Here is a 22,429-nt window from a genome sequence, read left to right as displayed (position 1 = left end):
AATCAGCCTCCGGTGACCGGCGGAAAAAAGGCAATTTCATCGAAATCCTCAATCGCTTGACTCGGCTGACACAATTCCTGATTCACCGCGCACATCAGGTTGCCGGCACCGAGCACTTCACGCCACAGCTCGCCGCGCTCCATGAGCATTTGCCGCACGTCTTCAACGCAGCTCAAAGCCTCAGTCAGCGGGATTTTTTCACCGCCCAGATTGAGCCGGTCACGGTAGCTGGCGAAGTAGTTGATCAGGATCATTGCGCGTCCTCCCATTGAAAGTGGCCTGAGCGGCCGCCCTGTTTGCTGAGCAGGCGGATGTCGCCGATGACCATCGCCCGATCCACCGCTTTGCACATGTCGTAAATAGTCAGCGCGGCGACGCTGGCGGCGGTCAGGGCTTCAAGTTCGACACCGGTCTGGCCGGTGAGGCGGCAGGTACTGGTGATTTGCACGCGGTCCGGTTCGCAAGCCTTGAGTTCGACGTGAATCGAACTGAGCAGCAGCGCATGGCACAGCGGGATCAGTTCGTGGGTACGCTTGGCGGCCTGGATGCCGGCGATCCGCGCGACAGCGAAGACATCACCTTTCGGGTGCCCGTTGGCCTGTATCATCTGCAAGGTTTGCGGGTGCATCTGCACCCAGGCTTGCGCGCTGGCTTCGCGGCGGGTCGCGGCTTTGTCGCTGACGTCGACCATGTTGGCGCGGCCCTGATCGTCGAGGTGGGTGAGGGTGTGGCTCATGCGGAAAACTCCTGGATCGGGCTGTAAATTCGCGGGGCGTTGCGGTGCGGCACGTGGATCAGGTTGAGTCGATGCCTGAGCGCCCAACCCACGGTCAGTGCGGTAGGCGCTGACAGGCTGACGAGGGTGCCGAGGCGTGCGCGCACGGCTTTGTGGATCAGTTCGAGGCTGCAACGGCTGGTGACCACGACGAAGCCTTCAGCCGCATCGATGGCGTCGATCTGCATCGCGCCGATCAGCTTGTCGAGGGCGTTGTGGCGGCCGATGTCTTCGCGGCACAGCAGCGCTTCACCGTCGACGTCGAAGTACAGCGCTGCATGCAAGGCACCGCTGCTGCGCGCCAGTTGCTGGGCCTGTTCGATGCGTTGGCGGATGCCGTCGAAATGCTCGGCCGGCGGCAGCGGTGAAGGTTGCAGGATCTGCAGTTGCGGCAGCGCCTGCTCCAGCGCTTCGACGCCGCAGATGCCGCAACCACTGGTGCCGGTCATTTGCCGACGATGATCCTTCAGGGCCCAGAACGCCCGGCTGGAAATCTGCACCTCGGCCTGACAGGCCTGATCGAAATGCGTGAGGCGGATGTCGTAGATCTCGTCGACGCAGTCGATGATCGCGTTGCTCAAACTGAAGCCACGGATGAAGTCTTCGAGGTTGCCGGGCGAGACCATCATCACTGCCTGGCTCAAGCCGTTGTAGCTGATGGCGAGAGCGATTTCCGAGGCCAGTGCGGCGTGGGAGATGGCGGTGTCGGGCAGGTATTCACGAAACGCCACTTGCGCCGGTTGTGGCGCGGGGGCGTTGGGCTCGCTGGCGGATTCTGTGAGGGTTTCGACGTGGCAGAGCATCTTGAAAGTCCCGAGGCGCTGAAGAGTGTTCAGGCTACGGGGGCGCTAAAAGTGCGTCCAATCGCTTGTTCCGATGTGGTGATTGCTTTGGTCGATCAACCGAGATGTGTATTGGCTGGTCCGGCCTCATCGCGAGCAGGCTCACTCCTACATTTGGAATGCGTTCCCCTGTAGGAGTGAGCCTGCTCGCGATGAGGACCTGATATACGACATCAATTACTCGGCAGAAACTTCAACCCCAAACAACCTCCGCGCCTCGGCAAAACACTTCTCGGCAATCGCCGAGCGCGGTTCGGTCTTGCGCATCACCAGCCCCAATGGCGCGAGCACGCTGGCATCCGGCAATTGCATGAACGACAGGTGTTCGATCGGCTCTTCCAGGCCACTGTCCAGGGGCATGATCGCGCAGCAGAAGCCTTGGTGAATCGCCTGCAACAGCTGATAGGTCGAATCGCTTTCCATGATCGGCTGCGGGCTGAGGCCACGGCTGCGGAAACTCAAATCGATGGATTTACGGTAATGCATGCCGGCGGTGATCATCCCCAGCGGTAGCTCGGCGGCGTCTTCCCAGCTCATTTCCGAGCCTTCGAAATGAAAGTGGCGGTTGTCGTAGAGCAGGCCGACACGGGTTTCACCAATCTCGAAAAACTCGAAATAGTTCGGGTTGACGTGGTCGAGGTAGCACACGCCCAGATCGAGCTGATTGTTGCCCAGCCCGGCGATGATCTCGTCGGAACTGAGCGACGACAGGCTGAATTTCAACTCCGGATAAGTGCCGGACAACCCCTGAATGTAATTGACCGGGTTGAAGCTGCTCAGCGGCACCAGACCCAGACGCAGGCTACCGACCAGTTGCCCGCGACACGCCGCCGCTTCGGCGAACAGACCGTCGTGAGCTGCCAGCAAAGTGCGTGCCCAGGCCAGCACGCGCTCGCCGGCCTGGGTGAAACCTTCAAAGCGCTGGCCACGGTTGACCAACACCAGATCCAGCTCATCTTCGAGATTGCGCAGGCGCATCGACAACGTCGGCTGGGTGATGTGGCAGCGTGCGGCGGCCTGGCCGAAGTGGCGGGTTTCGTCCAGCGCGATCAGGAACTTGAGTTGTTTGATGTCCACGAAGGCACCTGCTCGATGGGGATTTTTTGATTGAGTATTGACGCAGATGCGCGAGACGCACGAAAAGCGCAGGGTGCGACGATCTCATCTGGACGGATATTCGTCCAATCGGAACTGTTTAAGGGCCAATCGATCAACTCTATCAGGCCCGGTTCCGCTGGCGTCTGGCGAGGTGAAAAGCACCGATAGAGCGGGTCGATAATGCGGTTGGCGAGAGTGATTAGACAGTACTCATAAGTGGCACTTAGGCTGCTCGGCAATGTTGATTGACTGCTGCCGGAGAACTGCCATGAGCGCCAAAGCCGATGCCCTGTTTGTCCCCCTGAATATTGCTGTGCTGACGGTCAGCGATACGCGCGATTACGCCAGCGATACGTCCGGCCAGTTGCTGGTCAGTCGTTTGCTGGAGGCCGGGCACACCTTGAGCGAGCGCAACTTGCTCAAGGACGATCTGTACAAGATCCGTGCACAGGTGGCGAACTGGATTGCCGACGAAACCATTCAAGTGGTGCTGATCACCGGCGGCACCGGGTTCACCGGTCGCGACAGTACGCCGGAAGCGGTGGCCTGCCTGTTCGATAAGCAGATCGATGGTTTTGGTGAGCTGTTCCGGGCGATTTCGATTCTGGATATCGGCACGTCCACCGTGCAAAGCCGTGCACTGGCCGGGCTGTCGAACGGCACTTTGGTGTGCTGCCTGCCGGGCTCGACCGGTGCCTGCCGCACGGCGTGGGAAGGCATTCTTGCCGAGCAACTGGATAACCGTCATCGCCCGTGCAATTTCGTCCCGCATCTGAAAGCGGTGCAGGCGTGTGGGCCGCGCGGATGAGCCGTTCACCCTTGATGCCGGTGGAGGACGCGCTCGAGCAGTTGTTGCTCATGGCCAATGAACAACAACTGGCCGACAGCGAAGTGCTGGCGCTCGATGAGGCGCGCGGCCGGGTGTTGGCCAGTGATCTGGTAGCGACCCTCGATTTACCGCCGTGGCCGAACAGCGCCATGGATGGTTATGCGTTGAACCTGGCCGATCTGGATCAGCAGCCGCTAGCGGTGTCGCAACGGGTTTACGCGGGGGCCGCTCCTGAGGTGTTGTTGCCTGGAACTTGCGCGCGGATCTTCACCGGCGCGCCGGTGCCGCCCGGTGCCAACTGCGTGGAAATGCAGGAAAACATCGAGGTACTGGACGACGGTCGCGTGCGGTTTTTGCAGCCGTTAAAGGTCGAGCAGAACATTCGCGCACAGGGTCAGGAGAACCGCGTCGGCGATATTTTGCTGCGTGCGGGCAAGCGCCTCGGTCCGTTTGAACTGGCGGTGGCGGCGGGGCAGGGGCTGGCGCAGTTGCATGTGGTGCGCCGGCCGAGGGTGGCGCTGTTGTCGACCGGTGATGAGCTGGTCGAACCGGGTCTGCCGTTGCGCCCCGGCAGCATTTACAACAGCAATCGTGTGCTGTTGGGGCATTGGCTGCGTGAGTTGGGTTGTGAGGTGATCGACGCCGGGATCCTGCCGGATCACCCGGCGCAGACACGGCTCAAGCTTGAGCAACTGCAAGTGAGCGCGGATCTGATTCTGACCACGGGCGGCGTGTCTGCCGGTGATGCCGACTGCCTCGGGCAGGTGCTGCGCGACAGCGGCAAACCGCTGTTGTGGAAACTGGCGATCAAGCCAGGCAAACCGCTGACGGTCGGGCATTTCGGCACGGTGCCGGTGATTGGTCTGCCGGGCAATCCGACCTCGGCGCTGGTGACGTTTGGCTTGTTGGCGCGGCCGTATCTGCTGCGCATTCAAGGTGTCGAAGATGTCATGCCGCTGAGTTTTACGGTCGATACTGGTTTCGATTGGCACAAGGCGGGCGGCCGCCGTGAATACTTGCGGGTGAAGCTGGAAGCGGGGCGTGCGGTGCTTTATCCGAATCAAAGCTCCGGCGTCCTGCTCGGCGCGACCTGGGCCGACGGCCTGGTGGAAATCCCTGAGAACAGCACGCACAACCTCGGCGACCCGCTGCGCTTCATCCCCTTCAACGAACTCTTCTGACCTCAACACAAATTCAACCTGTGGGAGCGAGCTTTATGGCGCTCATCAATATCCGGGTGTGAATGCAAAACCTGTAGGAGTGAGCCTGCTCGCGATGACGGAGGGTCAATCGACGAAGATGTTGACTGGGCCGGCGCCATCGCGAGCAGGCTCGCTCCCACAATGGATTTGGTGGTCATCAATATCTGCGGTGTACGCGAACCCTGTGGGAGCGAGCCTGCTCGCGAATGCGGAGTGTCAGTCAACATCGATGTTGGCTGATACGGCCTCTTCGCGAGCAGGCTCCCTCCCACAGGGTTTTGGGGTATCTGGAGAGCTAAGGATCAGCTCAGCACATAGTCCACAGGCTTCAGCGCCGGCGGTACTTCTGCACCCAGTTCGCTGAGGATGTCACGTTCGATGGTGCGCACCAGTGCATCGGTGGGCAGGTCGTTTTCGTCGCGGCCGAAGGGGTCTTCCAGTTCATCGGCAATCGCATCCAGGCCAAAGAACGTGTAGCTGACAATCGCCGTGAACAACGGTGTCAGCCAGCCCAGCGGTTCAGCCATGGCAAACGGCAGCAGGATGCAGAAGAGATAAATCGTCCGGTGCAACAACAGCGTGTAAGGAAACGGCAGTGGCGTGGTTTTGATTCGCTCACACACCGCTTGCGCCTGGGTCAGGCTGGTCAAATGGTTGGCCAGCAACATGTAGCGCCACTCAGTCAGCTCACCGTTCTGATGCAGATCGGAACACTGCTGGCCGACCGTTTGCAGGATGCGCCCGCTGTAATCCGGCGTCTGCGGATCGGGTTTCGGCATGATCCATTGGTTGCTCGCATCGGCCTCGCTTTCCTTGCGTAATCGCGCGTTCAGCGCATGGGCAAAGCCGCACAGATTGAGCAACAACGGCTTGCGCTCAGCCGACTCCCGAATGACATGGGTTTCACGAATCACCGAACGAATGTGCACGATCACTTCGCCCCAGGCTTTGCGCGCTTCGTACCAGCGGTCATAGCAGGCGTTGTTGCGAAAATTCATGAAGATCGACAGCGACAAACCGAGCAAGGTAAACGGCGTGGCGTTGACCTTGGTGAAGTTGCTCGGATGGAGGATTTCCACCAGCACGATAGCCGAAGCGAGCAGGGTGACCATCAACGTGCGCATGGCGATGCGCTTGGCGATCGAACCCTTGAGGGTGAAGAGAATGGCGAACTGGTTGACCTTGGGTCTGATGATCATGCTGTGCGGTTCCGATAACCCTTGGAAGGGGCGGTCTAGCCGCCCGTCATGTTCATGAAGCGCACGACCTGAACATCATCGTTCACTTCGAAATTATGCCGATACGGCTTGAGTTTCATCGCCTCGATGATGGCTTTCTCCAGCCGCTGCGGTTGCCTCGGATGCGCACGCAGCACCGCTTTCAGATCCACCGCATGCTCGTTACCCAGACACAGTAGCAGGCGCCCTTCGACGGTGAGGCGCACACGGTTGCATGTGCCACAAAAGTTGTGGCTGTGCGGCGAGATAAAGCCCAGGCGAATCTCCGGCGCCTCGGCCAGCCGCCAGTAGCGTGACGGGCCTTGCGTCGACTCGGCAGAGTCAATCAGGGTGTAGCGCTCGGCAATCTTTTCGCGCACCTGTGCGCTGGAGAAAAATGACTCGGCACGGCTGTGTTCGCTGATGATCCCCAGCGGCATCTCTTCGATGAAAGAAACGTCGAGCTGACGGTCGATCGCGAAGCTGACCAGATCATTGATCTCTTGATCGTTACGGCCCTGCATCACCACGACGTTGAGTTTAGTGCGGGTAAAACCGGCCTTGCGCGCGGCATCGATGCCGTTGATCACCTGCGCCAGATCGCCGGTGCGGGTCATCTGTTTGAAGCGCTGCGGATCGAGGCTGTCGAGGCTGATGTTCAGGCGTTTGACCCCGGCATCGAACAGTGGAACGGCGAGTTTGCCCAGTTGCGAGCCGTTGGTGGTCATGCACAACTCGCGCAGGCCGGGCAGGGCGGCGATCTGCTCGCACAACTTGACCACGCCCGGACGGATCAGCGGCTCGCCACCGGTGAGGCGAATCTTGCGCGTCCCCAACGCCACAAAGCTTTGCGCCAGTTGATAGATCTCTTCCAGAGTGAGGATTTTCTGCCGTGGCAGGAACTGCATGTCTTCAGCCATGCAATAGACGCAGCGGAAGTCGCAGCGGTCGGTCACCGACATGCGCAGATAGTCGACACGGCGGTTGTAACCATCGATCAAGACACGCTCTGACATGACAGCCTCGCAGGAATGAAAACCCCGGTTGAAGGAGTTTGGTCAGCGCAGGTTATGGCTAACTTTAAGTGCCGTCCAATCACTGTTAATGAACAGCTGATTGATGCCGTCGATGATGAATTATTTTTCGCCGAAAGTTGTCTCGTTAGTTTCACAAAGTCCCGTAAATAAAGGGTTTTTGACCGTGATAGATGCTTTCGATAAGACGGTCATTAATAGCGATTAGACAATGTTTTGTAACGGTTCATATCCTTGCCCCGGCAAACCCAACGACCCCTTTTCAATCTTGAAAGTCGGCCGTCGCTGTTTAACCGAATCAGGTTCATCCCTGTGTGCATCGTCATGGAGAGTCCCATGTCACAAGTCGACCGTTACAAACCCTACAAAGGCGCCGCTGCCGGTTGGGGCGCTGTTATCAGCCTGACCAAGAGCTGGCTGGGCAGTGAAAACGCCCTGAAAAACATCCGCGCCATGCTCAAGACCAACCAGAACGGCGGCTTCGACTGCCCGGGTTGCGCCTGGGGCGAGGCGCCCGGCGCGAGCATGTTGAAGTTCTGCGAAAACGGCGCGAAAGCGGTGAACTGGGAAGCGACCGGGCGTTTGGTCGACCCAGCGTTCTTCAACAAGTACACGGTGTCGAGCCTGGCCGAGCAGAGCGACTACTGGCTGGAATATCAGGGTCGTCTGACCCACCCGATGCGCTACGACGCGCGGGTCGACCGCTATGTGGAAATCAGTTGGGAAGATGCGTTCGCGCTGATCGCTGATCACCTGAAAAACCTCAAATCGCCGCATGAAGCCGAGTTCTACACCTCGGGCCGCGCGAGCAACGAAGCCGCGTTTCTCTATCAATTGTTCGTTCGTGCATTCGGCACCAACAATTTCCCCGACTGCTCGAACATGTGCCACGAAGCCAGTGCGGTGAGCATGATCGAGACCCTCGGCGTCGGTAAAGGCACCGTGGTCTACGAGGACCTGCATCACGCCGACGCGATTTTTGTGATCGGCCAGAACCCCGGCACCAACCACCCGCGCATGCTCGAACCGCTGCGTGAAGCGGTGAAACGTGGCGCCCAAGTGGTCTGCATCAATCCGCTGAAAGAGCGTGGCCTGGAGCGTTTCCAGAACCCGCAGAACCCGATCGAAATGCTCAGCAACGGCTGGGAAGCGACCAACACCGCCTACTTCCGCCCGGCACTGGGTGGCGACATGGCGATGATTCGCGGCATGGTCAAATTCCTGTTGCAGTGGGAGCGCGAAGCACAGGCAACTGGCGGCGAACCGGTGTTCGATCACGCCTTCATTGCCGAGCACACCACAGGGCTCGATAGCTATCTGGCTGAAGTCGAAGCAACAAGCTGGGAGCACATTCTCGAGCAGTCCGGCGTGCCGTTGCATGACATCGAACTGGCCGCGCGCATGTATGGCCGCGCCAAAAGCGTGATCATGTGCTGGGCCATGGGCCTGACCCAGCACGTGCATTCCGTGGCAACCCTGCAGGAAGTCATCAACCTGCAACTGCTGCGCGGTAACGTCGGCCGTCCGGGCGCCGGGCTTTCCCCGGTTCGTGGCCACAGCAACGTGCAGGGCGACCGCACCATGGGCATCAACGAACTGGCGCCGAAAGACTTGATGGACGCGTTGGAAAAACGCTTCAACTTCGACGTGCCGCGCATGCACGGGCACAACACGGTGATGGCGATCGGCGCCATGGAACGTGGCGACGCCAAGGTGTTCATCGGTCTGGGCGGCAACTTCGCCCAAGCCACGCCGGACACCCCGCGCACCCACGCGGCGATGCGCAAACTCGACCTGACCGTGCACATTGCGACCAAGCTCAACCGCAGCCACTTGGTCACCGGTCGCGATGCGCTGATACTGCCGTGCCTCGGGCGCACCGACATCGATATCCAGGCCGAAGGCCCGCAAGGCGTGACCGTCGAAGACACCTTCAGCATGGTGCATTTGTCGTTCGGTCAGTTGAAGCCGAAGTCGGCGCAGTTGAAATCCGAGCCGGCGATCATTGCCGGGATCGCCGCCGCGACGCTGGGCAAGCATCCGATCGATTGGGAGTGGGTGGTGGGCGACTACGGGCGCATCCGCAACCTGATTGCCGACGTGATTCCGGGCTTTGAAAACTTCAACGAAAAACTGCTGATTCCAGGTGGTTTTCACCTCGGTAACGACGCTTCGGATCGGGTCTGGAACACCGCCAGCGGCAAGGCGCAGTTCACCCCGTGCGTGTTGCCCGAGCACTTGATCAGCGAAGGCGTGCGCAACTTGCCGGTCAAGCCGCATTTGATTCTGCAAACCATGCGCTCCCACGATCAGTACAACACCACGCTGTACGGTCTCGATGACCGTTATCGCGGGGTCTACGGCATGCGCGACGTGATCTTCGCCAACGAGCAGGACATCCAGCGCCTGGGCTTTGAACCGGGGCAGAAGGTTGATCTGGTGGCGCTGTGGGATGACGAACGCGAACGTCGAGTCAGTGGTTTTACCCTGATTGCCTACGACATTCCGCCAGGGCAGGCAGCGGCGTATTACCCGGAGACTAACCCTTTGGTACCGCTGGAAAGCTACGGCGACCGGACCTACACGCCGACGTCCAAGTTCGTCGCGATCCGCCTCGAAGCCGCGAAGGTCAGCAACCTGATCCCGTCGTCGGTGGCGTAACCCGCCACTCATAAAAATCATAGCAATTTGACTGGCTGCAGGCGTTCGCGCCTGGCGGTGGCCCGGGTTCGTGCTGCCGCTTTTCAGCCTGGATGAGGACATCATCATGTTCAATCTGGAGGCACTGGACCTGGCGCGAATCCAATTCGCGTTCACGGTTTCGTTCCACATTATTTTCCCGGCGATCACCATCGGCCTGGCGAGTTTTCTTGCGGTACTCGAAGGTCTGTGGCTGAGAACCCGTAATGACACGTACCGCGATCTCTACCATTTCTGGTCGAAGATTTTCGCGGTCAACTTCGGCATGGGCGTGGTCTCGGGGCTGGTCATGGCGTACCAGTTCGGCACCAATTGGAGCGGCTTCTCGGATTTCGCCGGGAGCATCACCGGGCCGTTGCTGACCTATGAGGTGCTGACAGCGTTCTTCCTTGAGGCCGGTTTCCTCGGGGTGATGCTGTTCGGCTGGAACCGCGTCGGCCGTGGCTTGCACTTCTTCGCTACGGTGATGGTCGCGATCGGCACGTTGATTTCGACGTTCTGGATTCTTGCGTCCAATAGCTGGATGCAGACGCCGCAGGGCTTTGAAATCGTCGACGGTCGGGTGATGCCGCTGGACTGGCTGGCGATTGTGTTCAACCCGTCATTCCCGTTCCGTCTGGCGCACATGGCGATTGCTGCGTTTGTGGCGACGTCGTTCTTCGTCGGTGCGTCGGCTGCCTGGCATTTGTTGCGCGGCAACAACACCGCGCCGGTGCGCAAGATGTTTTCCATGGCGTTGTGGATGGCGCTGATCATTGCGCCGATTCAAGCGGTGGTCGGTGACGCCCATGGCTTGAACACGCTGGAGCATCAACCGGCGAAGATCGCCGCCATTGAAGGTCACTGGGAAAACGCCGACAACGGGCCGACGCCGCTGGTGCTGTTTGGCATCCCTGATATGCAGGCGGAGAAGACCAAGTATGCGTTGGAGATTCCCTATCTCGGCAGCCTGATTCTTACCCACAGCCTCGATAAGCAGATCCCGGCGCTGAAGAGCTTCCCGAAAGAAGACCGGCCGAATTCGACCGTGATCTTCTGGAGCTTCCGCGTCATGGCCGGGTTGGGGATGTTGATGATCCTCGTCGGTTTGCTCGGTCTGGCGTTGCGCCGGGGCGGCAAGCTTTATCAGCATCGCGGCTTCCAGCGTCTGGTGTTGCTGATGGGGCCGAGCGGCTTGATTGCGCTGCTGGCCGGTTGGGTCACCACGGAAGTCGGGCGTCAGCCGTGGGTGGTGTACGGCTTGCTGCGCACCCACGACGCCGCGTCGCATCACTCGGTGGCGCAGATGAGCACGTCGCTGGCACTGTTCGTGGTGATCTATTTCACCGTGTTCAGCGTGGGCATCGGCTACATGATGAAACTGGTGAAAAAAGGCCCGCAGCCGCACCACGAACATCCGCCTGCGGGCGATGAATTGCAGACGCCGCGTCGACCGATTTCGGCGGCTATCACCCCTGTGAAGGAGCATTGAGTCATGGGTATTCAAGGTATCGATCTCTCGTTGATCTGGGGAGTGATCATCGCCTTCGGGGTGATGATGTACGTGATCATGGACGGTTTCGATCTGGGTCTCGGGATCCTGTTTCCGCTGATCCCGGACGAGCAGGAACGCGACGTCATGATGAACACAGTCGCGCCTGTCTGGGACGGCAATGAGACGTGGCTGGTGCTTGGCGGGGCGGCGTTGTATGGCGCGTTTCCGCTGGCGTACGGGGTGATTCTCGAAGCGCTGTACCTGCCGCTGATCCTTATGCTGTGCGGGTTGATTTTTCGTGGCGTGGCGTTCGAGTTTCGCTTCAAGTCGTCGCCGCAAAAACGCCATTGGTGGGACAAGGCGTTTATCGGTGGTTCGCTGCTGGCGACGTTCTCCCAAGGCGTGGTGATTGGCGCGTATGTGTCCGGGATCCCGGTGGTCGATCGGCAGTTTGCCGGTGGCGGTCTGGACTGGTTGGCGCCATTTCCGTTGGTGTGTGGCGTGGGCCTGGTGATTGCGTATGCGTTGCTTGGCAGCACGTGGTTGCTGGTCAAGACCGAGGGCATGCTGGAGTCGCGGATGCGTCTGTTCACCCGGCCGCTGGCCTTGCTGTTGATGGCGATGGTGCTGGTGATTGGCGTGTGGACGCTGCAACTGCATCCGGAGCTGGCGGCGCGTTGGTCGACGCACGGGCATCTGCAGGTTTTCGCCGGGTTGGTGGTGTTGGCGTTGCTGGCGCTGTTCGGGCTGCTGCGCACGTTGCGTCAGCGGCATACGCACTGGCCGTTCGTGTTCACGCTGGTGCTGATGCTGCTCGGTTACATCGGCCTGGCGCTGAGCATCTGGCCAAACATCATCCCGCCGTCGGTGAGCATTTGGGCCGCTGCGTCACCACCGTCGAGCCAGTTATTCGCGCTGATCGGTGCACTGTTCATCCTGCCGGTGATCCTGATGTACACCTTCTGGAGCTACTACGTGTTCCGCGGCAAAGTGAGGATTGGCGATGGCTACCATTGACTCGCGAGAAGTGAAATCCAGCCGCTGGTACAAGCGTTTGGGCTGGCTGTTGTTGATCTGGCTGGGCAGCGTGGTGTCGCTGGCGGTTGTCGCCAGTCTGCTGAAACTGGCGATGTACGCCGCGGGGATGAGGACCCATTGATCATAAAAAACCGGAGCCTGGCTCCGGTTTTTTATGGTCGGGGATTTTGGATGTACCACCGGACATTGTGGGAGCGAGCCTGCTCGCGAAAGCGTCGGGTCAGACAACATTGATGTTGAATGTAATGGCCCCATCGCGAGCAGGCTCACTCCTACAGGGATTTGTGGTGGTTGGAGAATATGTAAACACCGCCGGACACTGTGGGAGCGAGCTTGCTCGCGAAGGCGTCAGGTCAGACAACGTTGATGTTGAATGTACTGGCCTCATCGCGAGCAGGCTCAATCCTAAAGGGATTTGTGGTGGTTGGAGAATATGTAAACACCGCCGGACACCTGTGGGAGCGAGCCTGCTCGCGAAGGCGTCAGGTCAGACACATTGATGTTGACTGTAAAGGCCTCTTCGCGAGCAGGCTCGCTCCCACAGGTGTTGTGGTGTTTTTGAGATTTGAGTTATTGGGCGCCAAACATCGCGGTCCAGTAAATGCCGGCACTGCTTTTCGGGTCGGTCGCGTAGGCGGCGCCGAGTTCCTGGTATTGCGGGTTCATCAGGTTGGCGCAATGGCCAGGGCTGGTGAGCCAGCCTTCGACGACTTTGTGCACGGTGTCTTGGCCGGCGGCGATGTTTTCGCCGACCAGTTGACCGCTGTAGCCGGCGAGTTCTGCGCGATCGCCCGGGGTGCGGCCGTCGCGGTCCTTGTGGTCGAAGTAATTGTTGTTGGCCATGTCGCGGCTGTGATCCTGGGCGATCGTGCCCAGTGTCGCGTTCCAGGCCAGTGGTGCGGCAGCGGCGAAAGCCTGGCCGCCACACTGACGCGCCTGGCTGCGGGCGACGTTGAGTTCACTGAGCAATTTCTGCCCCTCACTTTGCGCATCGCCAAGCTTGGCCGACAGCAGCGGCCGCGCCAGCACGATGCGCCAATCACGGTCATCACGGCTGACACCGACATCGACGAACTGCGGATCGAGCACCACCTGACAGAAACTTTCCTGAATCGCTTTCATCGCCGACGCCGCATCACGCGGGCCGTTGAGCGTGATCGCCTGCACATTGACCATCGGGTAACTGGCGCTGGCCATGGCTTGTTGCAGATCGACAGCACCGGTGGCGCGTAATCTCAGCCGTGGATCCGCCGACAGCGGTGGCAGTTCATTCGATGCCTGCGAACCGCAACGCTGCGGCTGGCTGCGGTAGCTGTTGATCGACTCGATCAGTTGCGACTCATCGCCGGCCATGGCCGGAATGGCAAACACAACGCCCACGGACAACGCGGCACAACGCAAAACGAATGGCATGAAGCGCATGGAAATCTCCCTTGAGCTGAATGCGCCCATGATGCGCGAAAGGCCCCCGGGGAGTGCAATGTCTTTTTTCTTCATTCACTCGGTTTTCTGCGCAACTTTGCCTCTGGGTTTGCCGTCTACACTCACCGAAGAGCCCGGAAACCGGGTGTCTCCCCGACGTAACACCTTGCCCGCATCGGGCGCTGCCGGAAGAACAGACATGGGATTGAAAGGCTGGGCGGGTTGTCTCGTATTCACCCTGTTGGCAGGCTCTGCATGGGCCACCGATCAGGCCCCGATCAAAGCGAAGGCTGAAGAAAAAGCCCAAGTGCTGGAAGAGAAAGCGGCGGACAAGGTTAGCGCTGCACCGGCACCGAAAGCCGAAGCCATCACCCCGACCGAAGTGCAGGCGGTCGACCCGGCCGGCGCGGCGCCGCTGGATGATCCGATCACCTGTCTGGCGCGCAGTATCTACTGGGAAGCCAAAGGCAAAGACACGCCGGAAATGGAAGCCGTGGCCAGTGTGGTGATGAATCGCCTCGGCCATGAAGGCTTTCCTGACACGGTGTGTGCCGTCGTCAAACAAGGCTCGGAAAGCAAGAGCTGCCAGTTTTCCTGGTGGTGCGACGGGCGTCCGGATCAGGTCAAGGAAGATGCCGAATACACGCTGGCCAAGGATATCGCCCGCAAAGCGCTGAACCGCCAACTCAAGGATCGCACCAACGGCGCGCTGTATTTCCATGACCGTAATGTTCATCCGAGCTGGGCCAAGGAATACCGCAGAACCGCTGAAACGAAAAAATTCCTCTTCTATAAACCAGCCGGTGGCGACGCGCGTTAAGCGCAGACTTGCCGCACACATTCGCGCAACCAGCGATGCGCCGGGTCAGCGTCCATGCGCGGGTGCCAGAGCATCGACACACTGATGTCCGGCATCGCGAAGGGCAGGGCGAAACTGTGCAGGCCCGTGCGCAGTTTGCTCGTATGCCTTTGCGGGACCGTGGCGATCAGGTCTGATTCACGCACCAGCGTCAGCGCCGCCGAGAAACCGCCGAATGAGGTGACGATGTCCCGCGTCAGTCCGAACGTGAGTAGCGCTTCGTCGACCGGGCCGCTGTTGCGTCCGCGCCGTGAAATGAGAATGTGCTCGCCGCCGGCAAAGCGCTTGCTGGTGATTTTCCCCGCGCTCAACGGATGCCCCTCACGCACCACACCGATCCACTGATCCTGAAACAGGATGCGGCTGTGCAGCGTCGGGTCGGTGCTGTCGTCGACCACGCCGGTTTCCAGATCGACGCGGCCTTCGCGCAGCGGCGTGCTGTCCTTGTCGGCTTTCTGCACAAAGCGCAGGCGTACGCCGGGTGCTTCTTCAGCGATGCGCGCGAGCAGGGCGGCGGCGAAGGTTTCGACAAAGCCGTCGGTGTTGCGCAGCGTGAAGGTGCGTTGCAAGCGGCCGGGGTCGAGTACTTCGGCGGGCCGTAAAACCGCCTCGGCGTCCTGCACCAGATGACTGACCCGTTCGCGCAACTCGAGTGCGCGCGGCGTTGGCACCAGGCCACGACCCGCGCGCACCAATAACGGATCGCCGGTGGTTTCGCGCAGACGGGCGAGGGCGCGACTCATGGCCGACGGGCTCAACCGCAGGCACTTGGCGGCGCGGGCGACGCTGCCTTCGCGCAGCAAGACGTCGAGGGTGATCAGCAGGTTCAGGTCCGGCGCGGTCATGATATGGCGTTCCATGCAGGTATTGAGTGCAAAGCATGCGTCTTGCGCCGTGTGTTGTCGAGGCTCAGGCTATGACGCATCACCTATGCGTTGCGAGCCGATCATGCCCCGAGAACCCTTGAGCAGTCCCGCCCGATGGGCGCTGACCAGTCTGGCCCTGTCGATGTTGATGCCGTCGCTGGACACCAGCATCGCCAACGCCGGGTTGCCAATTCTGGCGACGGCGTTCGAGGCGACGTTTCAACAGGTGCAATGGATCGTGCTGGCTTATCTGCTCGCGATCACTACATTGATTGTCAGTGTCGGGCGTCTGGGCGATGGTTTTGGACGGCGGCGATTGCTGCTGATCGGGATCGGCATTTTCACCAGCGCTTCGTTGGCTTGCGCGTTGGCTCCGGGACTCGGTTGGCTGATCGGCGCACGGGCGGTGCAAGGTGTTGGCGCGGCGATCATGTTCGCCTTGACGGTGGCGCTGGTGGCCGATGCGGTGCCGAAGGCGCGGGCGGGCAGTGCGATGGGCTTGCTGGCGACAATGTCGGCGACGGGCACCAGTCTTGGGCCGTCGCTGGGTGGGCTATTGATGACGCATGTCGGCTGGCAGGCGATTTTTCTGCTCAACGTGCCGTTGGGTTTGCTCAATATTTGGCTGGTGTACCGCTTTTTGCCAGCGGATCGGGCCGCAGGGCCAGGGCCGCGTGTCGCGTTCGATTATTCAGGCAGCGCGGTGCTGGTGTTGACGCTGGCGGCCTATGCGCTGGCGATGACGCTTGAAGGTTTCACCGTGCCGTTGCTGTTGGCCAGCCTGTGCGGCGCGGGGTTGTTCTTCATGATCGAGAAGAAGGCCAAGGCGCCGCTGATTCGTTTGTCGCTGTTTAGCGATCCTCGACTGAACAGCAGTCTAACGCTGACGTTGCTGGTGACGACGGTGATGATGACCACGCTGGTGGTCGGGCCGTTTTACCTGCACCGGGGTTTGGGTCTCAGCAGCACAATGGTCGGAGTAGCGTTATCGATCGGACCGTTGTTGTCCGCAATGAGTGGGGTACCGGCGGGACGTTTGGTGGATCGCTTCGGCGCACGACGGATTGTGCCGGGCGCATTGCTCGGGATGGCCGGCGGTTGCAGCTTGCTGGCACTGTTGCCGATGAGTATGGGACTGGCCGCGTATGTACTGCCGATCATGGTAATAGCTGTCGGTTACGCGTTGTTCCAGGCGGCCAACAACACCGGATTGATGGCCGGGGTCAGTCAGGATCAGCGTGGCGTGGTTTCGGCGATGCTCGGGCTGGCGCGCAACCTCGGCTTGATCACTGGCGCGGCGGTGATGGGCGCGGTGTTTGCGCTGGCAGCGGGCGATCCGACACAGGCGCCGGCTACGGCCATTGCCAGTGGATTGCACATCACTTTTGGCGTAGCGGTGGCATTGATGGCTATGGCTTTGATCATAAGCCGAGCGCAGTTCAACTGTAGGAGTGAGCCTGCTCGCGAAGAGGCCGGCAATACCAACATCTCCAGTGACTGACACAGCGCTTTCGCGAGCAGGCTCGCGAAGAGGCCGGCACAGCCAACATCTCCGGTGACTGAAACACCGCTTTCGCGAGCGGGCTCACTCCTACAGGGGATCGGGTTGATCAGCAGAACTTCGGCCGAACCGAGATCAAATGTGGGAGCGAGCCTGCTCGCGAAGGGGCCGGCACAGCCAACATCTCCAGTGACTGACACTCTGCTTTCGCGAGCAAGCTCGCTCCCACAGGGGATCGGATTGATCAGTAGATCTTCGGCCGAACCGAGATCAAATGTGGGAGCGAGCCTGCTCGCGAAGGGGCCGGCACAGCCAACATCTCCAGTGACTGAAACACCGATTTCGCGAGCAAGCTCGCTCCCACAGGGGATCGGATTGATCAGTAGATCTTCGACCGAACCGAGATCAAATGTGGGAGCGAGCCTGCTCGCGAAGGGGCCGGCACAGCCAACATCTCCGGTGACTGACACTCCGCTTTCGCGAGCAAGCTCGCTCCCACAGGGGTCGAGTTGATCAGTAGATCTTCGGCCGAACCGAGATCAAATGTGGGAGCGAGCCTGCTCGCGAAGGGGCCGGCACAGTCAGCATCTCCGGTGACTGACACACCGCTATCGCGAGCAGGCTCACTCCTACAGGGGATCGGGTTGATCAGTAGATCTTCGGCCGAACCGAGATCAAATGTGGGAGCGAGCCTGCTCGCGAAGAGGCCGGCACAGTCAGCATCTCCGGTGACTGACACACCGCTATCGCGAGCAGGCTCACTCCTACAGGGGATCGGGTTAATCAGCAGAACTTCGGCCGAACCGAGATCAAATGTGGGAGCGAGCCCGCTCGCGAAGAGGCCGGCACAGCCAACATCTCCGGTGGCTGATACACCGCTATCGCGAGCAGGCTCACTCCTACAGGGGATCGGGTTGATCAGCAGAACTTCGACCGAACCGCGATCAAATGTGGGAGCGAGCCTGCTCGCGAAGGGGCCGGCACAGTCAGCATCTCCGGTGACTGACACACCGCTATCGCGAGCAGGCTCACTCCTACAGGGGATCGGGTTGATCAGCAGAACTTCGACCGAACCGCGATCAAATGTGGGAGCGAGCCTGCTCGCGAAGGGGCCGGCACAGTCAGCATCTCCGGTGACTGACACACCGCTATCGCGAGCAGGCTCACTCCTACAGGGGATTTGTGGTGGTCTGTTAGCTCGCGTGGGTATTGAGGATGCTCGCCACCTGTTGCGGCTGGCAGTTGAGGTACGGCGAAGACTTCAGCCAGCGCTGATCCGGGTACCACGAAAACATGAACTGGCCATTCTTCAACCGGTCGATCACCTGCTTGGCGATCTGCGGCCGTACCGCCGGGCAGCCCTGACTGCGGCCGATGCGCCCCTGTTTCTTGCTCCACAACGGGTTCACATAACTGGCGGCGTGAATGACGATGGCGCGATCGCGAGCCATGTCATTGAAGCCCGGCTCCAGACCGTCCATGCGCAGCGAATAACCGTGGGTGCCGCTGTAGCTTTCCTGGGTGCGGAACAGGCCAAGACTGGACTGGTAACTGCCTTCGACATTGGAAAACTGCGTGGCGAAGTTTTCCCCGGAATTGGAACCGTGAGCAACCAGATCGCGCAGCACCAATCGCTTTTTGCTGAGATCGAAGATCCACAGACGGCGTTCGGTGGACGGTTGCGAATAATCGATGATCGCCAGGTGGCGGGACGGTTTCGCACCGTTGTTGACCGCGCATTGCATGGCGTTCAACGCACCTTTCAGCGCTTGGGGATTGAGTTCTGGCGCGGCGTGCGCGAGGCTGGTGTAGAGAACCGGCGATGGTTTGCCGGCAGCAAAAACGGGACTGGACACCACGACAAGGGTCGCGGTGGTCAACAGAAGTCGGCGCAAAAACGTCAACATTTTATAAAGTGTCCTCACTTGCTACTTATTTGGCACTTTGGCTCCTGACTCCCAGTCAATACCCGCAAGCCCGTTGATCGAGCCTGACTCTCAAGCGCACCTGATGTAAGGTTGGCCATCATCTGGACGGCCATGGATTGGAGTAAAGCAGTTGTTCAAAAAGTACGCATGCTACTTGAGCATTTGTTTGCTCGCTGCGCCGTTTGTCGCTTGTGCCGATGAGCCGTTGCCGCCGCTGGAGACACTGCCAACGCCACCGGCCGAGATGCCGGTCGAGCCGCAAAGTCCGTTGCAGGCTGTAATGATCAATCTGCCGCAGTCGTGCCCGGCGATTGCCGCGCATCTCAACGGCCCGGCGCTGACGCAATTGCAGGCGTTCTACCAGCAGCAGGACTGGATGCCGTTGTGGGCCAGTGAGTCGGCACGATTGCCGGTGTTGCGCGCGCAATTGCAGCTGTTGGCCGATGATGGTCTCAATCCAAAGCGCTATCCGGTCGCGACCGCGGCGCCGCAGGATGGCGAGTTGTGTGCCGACATCGACATCAGCCGCAACTACCTCCAGGCCCTGCAGGATCTGCATTACGGAAGCCTGCTGCAATCACACTTCGAGCCGCTGTGGCATGCCGACGCCAGCCCGCGTGACCGTCAGGCGGAGTTGTTGGCGATCGCCGTACCGGGCATGCACGACATTCCCGCCGCGTTTGATCTGGCCCGTCCGCGTCTGGCGCAATATCAGGACCTGCGTCAGCTGTACGCGGCGCAACGGCTCAAAGCCTTGCCGCAATGGCAATCGGTGGGCAGCGGACCGCTGTTGCGCCCGGCCATGGAGGACAAACGTGTGCCAGAACTGGCTCAGCGGCTGTACAGCGAAGGCTATCTGACTCATGTGATTGGTACGCCTGACAATGCTTATGACGGCGTGCTGGTTGATGCGGTGAAGAGTTTTCAGGCCAACCACTCCTTGCAGGCCGACGGCGTGGTCGGGCCAGGAACGATTGCCGAACTTAACATCAGCCCGCTGATTCGCCGTGAACAATTGCGCGTCAACCTTGAGCGCTTCCGCTGGATGGCTCAGGACATGGAACCCAATGGCCTGCTGGTCAACGTCGCCGCCGCTGAGTTGACGCTGTATCAGGGCGGCGTGCCGGTGTGGCAGACCCGCACCCAAGTCGGTCGCGCGGAACGCCAGACGCCGTTGCTCAAATCGCGGGTCACGCGCCTGACCCTGAACCCGACCTGGACAGTGCCGCCGACCATCTGGAAGGAAGACAAGCTGCCGGCAATCCGCAAGGACCAGACCTTCCTCAGCCGGCAGAACCTGCAAGTGCTCGACGCCAACGGTCAGCCGCTGGCGGCCGCGGATATCGACTGGGACAACCCCGGCAACATCATGCTGCGTCAGGACGCCGGGCCGCGTAATCCGTTGGGGCAAATGGTCATCCGCTTTCCGAACCCGTTCTCGGTGTACCTGCACGACACGCCGAGCAAGGCGCTGTTCGAAAAAGGCCCGCGTGCTTTCAGTTCCGGCTGCGTCCGGGTCGAGCATCCGATGCAACTGCGCGATCTGCTGCTCACCCCGGCGGAAAAGGCCCGCACCGAAACCCTGCTGGCCACCGGAACCACCCACGAATTTCGTCTGTCGGCGCCGGTGCCGATCCTGATGACCTACTGGACAGCGCAGGTCGACAGCAGCGGCCGCGTGCGTTACTCACCGGACATCTACAGCCGTGACAGCGCCTTGCTCGTCGGGCTTGACCGGGCGCACTGAGCCTTAGCGGGTGCTTCTGTTCCAGAACACCCGCGCCAGCCACGCATCGACACTCAATTTGCCCGCCCCGGCGAACACCAGCGGCAGCAGCGCGGCCAGGTAAATCGCCGGCAGCTTGAAGTTGCCGAAGCCTTTGTTGGTGATCGCATAACCCTGCGCCAACTCGCTCAATGACGACCAGTCGGCCGGCCAGTGCACGGCAGCGGTGGCGACTACGGTCACTACGATCAGCGAGATCGCCGAAATACGCGTGCCGAAGCCGACCAGAATCGCCAGCGCGCAGATCAGTTCGGCCCACATCGACAGCTCCCAGTTCAGCGTTGCCGGTAGGTGGTCGAAGGGGAAGGGGAATTTGTCCTGGATGTCTTCAAACCAATTCTGCCCGTTGAATTTCTCCAGTCCGGACTCGAAGAATTCCCAGGTGATGAACAGGCGCAGGGTCAGCGGGGCGAGCCAGGTGCCAGCGCGATCGAGGTTCTGGTGCAGGTGTTTGACGGTGGTGGAAAGGGTGGTGGTCATGATGCAGCTCCGGTGGGTTGGGCAAGTTGGATCGACCGGGGTATTTCAGCGTCGGGGTGTATCGGGGATGTGTCGGCGGGGTGGCAGATTGTGCTTTTGGTGTGTCTGCGGCTTCGGGGTATACAGTGCGATACAGTCAAAAGCCCCTCACCCTAACCCTCCCGAAACGTCGGACCGCCCAGAGGGAGAGGGGACTGACCGTGGGATATTGAAGAGGTACGCCGACGTGAGAGTTTTCTTCTGAATCCATAATCGACTCAGTCTTTCAGGTCGATGTATCCGCCAGACACCTCGGTCGGCTCCCTCTCCCTCCGGGAGAGGGCTGGGGTGAGGGTGACAAGGCTGGACGCGCCCCCAAAGCGCAGTCAGCATGGCCAAAAAAACGGACCACCTCCATGCGAAGACTTCCCTCACTGGCCGCTCTGCGCACCTTCGAATGCGCCGCCCGCCACGCGCATTTCGGCCGTGCAGCCGCCGAACTCTGTGTCACCGACAGCGCCGTCAGCCATCAGATCCGCCAGCTCGAAGAACAACTCGGCGTCTCACTGTTCATCCGCGAAGGTCGGCAAATCCGCCCGACCATCGCCGCCGGCCGCTTGATGCAAAGCCTGCAACAGGCCTTCGAACTGATCGGCGAGGCCTGCGATGAGCTGCGCGATCCATCGTCACTGGCAGTGCTCAGGCTGGCCGTCACCGCCGAACTCGCGCAGAAGTGGCTGATGAGTCGACTCACCGATTTCTACGCGCGTTATCCGCACATCACCTTGCACCTCTATGAACAACCGATCGACGCCACAGCGCCCGGCGAAGACATCGATCTGGCGATCACCTACGGCACCGGTCCGGTGGACAGCAGCGCCTACTTCGTCCGCCCGTTGCCCGCTCTGCAGTTTTTCCCGGTGTGCAGCCCCGGCCTGTTCAACCAGGGCACCTTGAAAACACCCAAGGATCTGGCTCGCCACTGCCTGCTGCACGACGATCAGGACGGCAAGACCTGGACCGCATGGCTGACCAGTCACGCCGGTGATCTGCGCCCGCAGCGTCAGCTGTATTTCGCCCACGCCGGTCTGGCGCTGGAAGCGGCGGCGCAAGGGCAGGGCGTGGCGATGGGCGACAACCTCACCGCGCAGGAAGATCTGCAAAGTGGCCGGCTGGTGCGGCCCTTCGCCTCGAGCATGACCGCCCTCGGCCAATACGCACTGGTCTGCGAACGGCTGCGGCTGGAGCGCCCGGCGGTGGCGCAGATGCTCGAATGGTTCAACGATCAACTGGTCGATTGATGAGTTGAATTCAACTGTTCCGCAATATTCCTCGTTGGCGGGTATGCGGCCTGCGCCCTTAGCCTGTGGTCATTCCAATCCCATCGCGAAGACGAGGT

General features: G+C 60.5%; 20 protein-coding genes. 10 read left to right on the top strand and 10 right to left on the bottom strand.

The features are described from left to right. Positions 1–2: 2 nt before the first annotated feature. From VY732_RS17990 to VY732_RS17975, 4 genes are all read right to left on the bottom strand, one after another. Complete coding sequence (locus tag VY732_RS17990; RefSeq protein WP_322843888.1) at positions 3–254, bottom strand: MoaD/ThiS family protein; 252 nt, start codon at positions 252–254, stop codon at positions 3–5. Continuing rightward, positions 251–736, bottom strand: a complete 486-nt coding sequence (gene moaC, locus VY732_RS17985) for a cyclic pyranopterin monophosphate synthase MoaC (protein WP_137216490.1) — start codon at positions 734–736, stop codon at positions 251–253. Before moaC ends, VY732_RS17990 begins: the two co-directional genes overlap by 4 nt. Beyond that, a complete protein-coding gene (gene fdhD / locus VY732_RS17980) occupies positions 733–1,578 on the bottom strand; it encodes a formate dehydrogenase accessory sulfurtransferase FdhD (RefSeq protein ID WP_331691365.1) in 846 nt (281 codons plus the stop codon). The genes moaC and fdhD overlap by 4 nt, the downstream gene beginning before the upstream one ends. A gap of 216 nt (positions 1,579–1,794) precedes the next feature. After that, positions 1,795–2,694, bottom strand: coding sequence for a LysR family transcriptional regulator (locus VY732_RS17975; protein ID WP_331691364.1), 900 nt, complete (start codon positions 2,692–2,694; stop codon positions 1,795–1,797). 289 nt (positions 2,695–2,983) lie between these two features. Between VY732_RS17975 and moaB the strand changes: the two genes are divergently transcribed. Beyond that, positions 2,984–3,523, top strand: coding sequence for a molybdenum cofactor biosynthesis protein B (moaB, locus tag VY732_RS17970; RefSeq protein WP_150794935.1), 540 nt, complete (start codon positions 2,984–2,986; stop codon positions 3,521–3,523). Further along, positions 3,520–4,725 (top strand): molybdopterin molybdotransferase MoeA, encoded by a 1,206-nt coding sequence (locus VY732_RS17965; RefSeq protein ID WP_331691363.1) that lies wholly within the window; start codon positions 3,520–3,522, stop codon positions 4,723–4,725. The genes moaB and VY732_RS17965 overlap by 4 nt, the downstream gene beginning before the upstream one ends. Before the next feature lie 323 nt (positions 4,726–5,048). Here the strand turns inward: VY732_RS17965 and VY732_RS17960 are convergent, their stop codons facing one another. Further along, on the bottom strand, positions 5,049–5,945 hold the full coding sequence (locus VY732_RS17960; protein WP_331691362.1) for a bestrophin family protein: 897 nt from the start codon (positions 5,943–5,945) through the stop codon (positions 5,049–5,051). A gap of 35 nt (positions 5,946–5,980) precedes the next feature. After that, positions 5,981–6,979 (bottom strand): GTP 3',8-cyclase MoaA, encoded by a 999-nt coding sequence (gene moaA, locus VY732_RS17955; protein WP_331691361.1) that lies wholly within the window; start codon positions 6,977–6,979, stop codon positions 5,981–5,983. Between the two features lie 354 nt (positions 6,980–7,333). Here moaA and VY732_RS17950 point away from each other — a divergent pair, with 354 nt between their 5' ends. The 4 genes from VY732_RS17950 to VY732_RS17935 all read left to right on the top strand — a co-directional run bounded on the left by VY732_RS17950 (position 7,334) and on the right by VY732_RS17935 (position 12,330). Then, positions 7,334–9,658: an FdhF/YdeP family oxidoreductase gene (locus tag VY732_RS17950; RefSeq protein WP_331691360.1), complete on the top strand. Its 2,325-nt coding sequence runs from the start codon at positions 7,334–7,336 to the stop codon at positions 9,656–9,658. 106 nt (positions 9,659–9,764) lie between these two features. Beyond that, positions 9,765–11,168 (top strand): cytochrome ubiquinol oxidase subunit I, encoded by a 1,404-nt coding sequence (locus VY732_RS17945; RefSeq protein WP_331695881.1) that lies wholly within the window; start codon positions 9,765–9,767, stop codon positions 11,166–11,168. A 3-nt stretch (positions 11,169–11,171) separates the two neighbouring features. Beyond that, positions 11,172–12,188 (top strand): cytochrome d ubiquinol oxidase subunit II, encoded by a 1,017-nt coding sequence (cydB, locus tag VY732_RS17940; RefSeq protein WP_331691359.1) that lies wholly within the window; start codon positions 11,172–11,174, stop codon positions 12,186–12,188. Continuing rightward, positions 12,175–12,330 carry a DUF2474 domain-containing protein gene (locus VY732_RS17935; protein ID WP_081265204.1) on the top strand — a complete coding sequence of 52 codons (156 nt, stop codon included), beginning with the start codon at positions 12,175–12,177 and terminating at the stop codon, positions 12,328–12,330. The genes cydB and VY732_RS17935 overlap by 14 nt, the downstream gene beginning before the upstream one ends. A 449-nt stretch (positions 12,331–12,779) precedes the next feature. Here the strand turns inward: VY732_RS17935 and VY732_RS17930 are convergent, their stop codons facing one another. Then, a complete protein-coding gene (locus tag VY732_RS17930; RefSeq protein WP_419789262.1) occupies positions 12,780–13,622 on the bottom strand; it encodes a CAP domain-containing protein in 843 nt (280 codons plus the stop codon). A gap of 208 nt (positions 13,623–13,830) precedes the next feature. Here VY732_RS17930 and VY732_RS17925 point away from each other — a divergent pair, with 208 nt between their 5' ends. Beyond that, a complete protein-coding gene (locus VY732_RS17925) occupies positions 13,831–14,451 on the top strand; it encodes a cell wall hydrolase (RefSeq protein ID WP_122600324.1) in 621 nt (206 codons plus the stop codon). Here VY732_RS17925 and VY732_RS17920 read toward each other — a convergent pair. After that, positions 14,448–15,335: a LysR family transcriptional regulator gene (locus VY732_RS17920; protein WP_331691358.1), complete on the bottom strand. Its 888-nt coding sequence runs from the start codon at positions 15,333–15,335 to the stop codon at positions 14,448–14,450. The two genes, VY732_RS17925 and VY732_RS17920, sit on opposite strands and share 4 nt — an antisense overlap. 103 nt (positions 15,336–15,438) lie before the next feature. Between VY732_RS17920 and VY732_RS17915 the strand changes: the two genes are divergently transcribed. Continuing rightward, the gene (locus VY732_RS17915) at positions 15,439–16,857 is read left to right on the top strand and encodes an MFS transporter (protein ID WP_331691357.1); all 1,419 of its coding nucleotides are present in this window, start codon (positions 15,439–15,441) and stop codon (positions 16,855–16,857) included. A 1,193-nt stretch (positions 16,858–18,050) separates the two neighbouring features. Here the strand turns inward: VY732_RS17915 and VY732_RS17910 are convergent. Next, positions 18,051–18,764: a murein L,D-transpeptidase catalytic domain family protein gene (locus VY732_RS17910; protein WP_331691356.1), complete on the bottom strand. Its 714-nt coding sequence runs from the start codon at positions 18,762–18,764 to the stop codon at positions 18,051–18,053. Positions 18,765–18,915: 151 nt separating this feature from the next. On the opposite strand from VY732_RS17910, the gene VY732_RS17905 reads away from it, so the two are divergent. Beyond that, positions 18,916–20,532, top strand: coding sequence for a L,D-transpeptidase family protein (locus tag VY732_RS17905; RefSeq protein ID WP_331691355.1), 1,617 nt, complete (start codon positions 18,916–18,918; stop codon positions 20,530–20,532). A 3-nt stretch (positions 20,533–20,535) separates the two neighbouring features. Here VY732_RS17905 and VY732_RS17900 read toward each other — a convergent pair whose 3' ends face one another. Further along, entirely contained in the window at positions 20,536–21,051 is a 516-nt protein-coding gene (locus tag VY732_RS17900) for an HvfX family Cu-binding RiPP maturation protein (protein ID WP_331691354.1), read from the bottom strand. 395 nt (positions 21,052–21,446) lie between these two features. Between VY732_RS17900 and VY732_RS17895 the strand changes: the two genes are divergently transcribed. Next, positions 21,447–22,331, top strand: coding sequence for a LysR substrate-binding domain-containing protein (locus VY732_RS17895; RefSeq protein WP_123594299.1), 885 nt, complete (start codon positions 21,447–21,449; stop codon positions 22,329–22,331). The last annotated feature ends 98 nt before the right edge of the window (positions 22,332–22,429 follow it).

Origin of the sequence: Pseudomonas sp. ZY71 (assembly GCF_036542145.1) — a bacterium.
GTDB lineage: Bacteria > Pseudomonadota > Gammaproteobacteria > Pseudomonadales > Pseudomonadaceae > Aquipseudomonas > Aquipseudomonas koreensis_A.
Note: the sequence above shows the minus strand (reverse complement) of the source record. Positions and strands in the feature narration are given on the sequence as shown.

Coding starts and splice junctions, on each gene's coding strand:
- moaA (WP_331691361.1), bottom strand. CDS start 6,979: ATGTCAGAGCGTGTCTTGATCGATGGTTACAACCGCCGTGTCGACTAT.
- cydB (WP_331691359.1), top strand. CDS start 11,172: ATGGGTATTCAAGGTATCGATCTCTCGTTGATCTGGGGAGTGATCATC.
- VY732_RS17935 (WP_081265204.1), top strand. CDS start 12,175: ATGGCTACCATTGACTCGCGAGAAGTGAAATCCAGCCGCTGGTACAAG.
- VY732_RS17950 (WP_331691360.1), top strand. CDS start 7,334: ATGTCACAAGTCGACCGTTACAAACCCTACAAAGGCGCCGCTGCCGGT.
- VY732_RS17960 (WP_331691362.1), bottom strand. CDS start 5,945: ATGATCATCAGACCCAAGGTCAACCAGTTCGCCATTCTCTTCACCCTC.
- VY732_RS17965 (WP_331691363.1), top strand. CDS start 3,520: ATGAGCCGTTCACCCTTGATGCCGGTGGAGGACGCGCTCGAGCAGTTG.
- moaC (WP_137216490.1), bottom strand. CDS start 736: ATGAGCCACACCCTCACCCACCTCGACGATCAGGGCCGCGCCAACATG.
- VY732_RS17915 (WP_331691357.1), top strand. CDS start 15,439: ATGCCCCGAGAACCCTTGAGCAGTCCCGCCCGATGGGCGCTGACCAGT.
- VY732_RS17910 (WP_331691356.1), bottom strand. CDS start 18,764: ATGTTGACGTTTTTGCGCCGACTTCTGTTGACCACCGCGACCCTTGTC.
- VY732_RS17945 (WP_331695881.1), top strand. CDS start 9,765: ATGTTCAATCTGGAGGCACTGGACCTGGCGCGAATCCAATTCGCGTTC.
- moaB (WP_150794935.1), top strand. CDS start 2,984: ATGAGCGCCAAAGCCGATGCCCTGTTTGTCCCCCTGAATATTGCTGTG.
- fdhD (WP_331691365.1), bottom strand. CDS start 1,578: ATGCTCTGCCACGTCGAAACCCTCACAGAATCCGCCAGCGAGCCCAAC.
- VY732_RS17990 (WP_322843888.1), bottom strand. CDS start 254: ATGATCCTGATCAACTACTTCGCCAGCTACCGTGACCGGCTCAATCTG.
- VY732_RS17900 (WP_331691354.1), bottom strand. CDS start 21,051: ATGACCACCACCCTTTCCACCACCGTCAAACACCTGCACCAGAACCTC.
- VY732_RS17925 (WP_122600324.1), top strand. CDS start 13,831: ATGGGATTGAAAGGCTGGGCGGGTTGTCTCGTATTCACCCTGTTGGCA.
- VY732_RS17930 (WP_419789262.1), bottom strand. CDS start 13,622: ATGCCATTCGTTTTGCGTTGTGCCGCGTTGTCCGTGGGCGTTGTGTTT.
- VY732_RS17920 (WP_331691358.1), bottom strand. CDS start 15,335: ATGACCGCGCCGGACCTGAACCTGCTGATCACCCTCGACGTCTTGCTG.
- VY732_RS17895 (WP_123594299.1), top strand. CDS start 21,447: ATGCGAAGACTTCCCTCACTGGCCGCTCTGCGCACCTTCGAATGCGCC.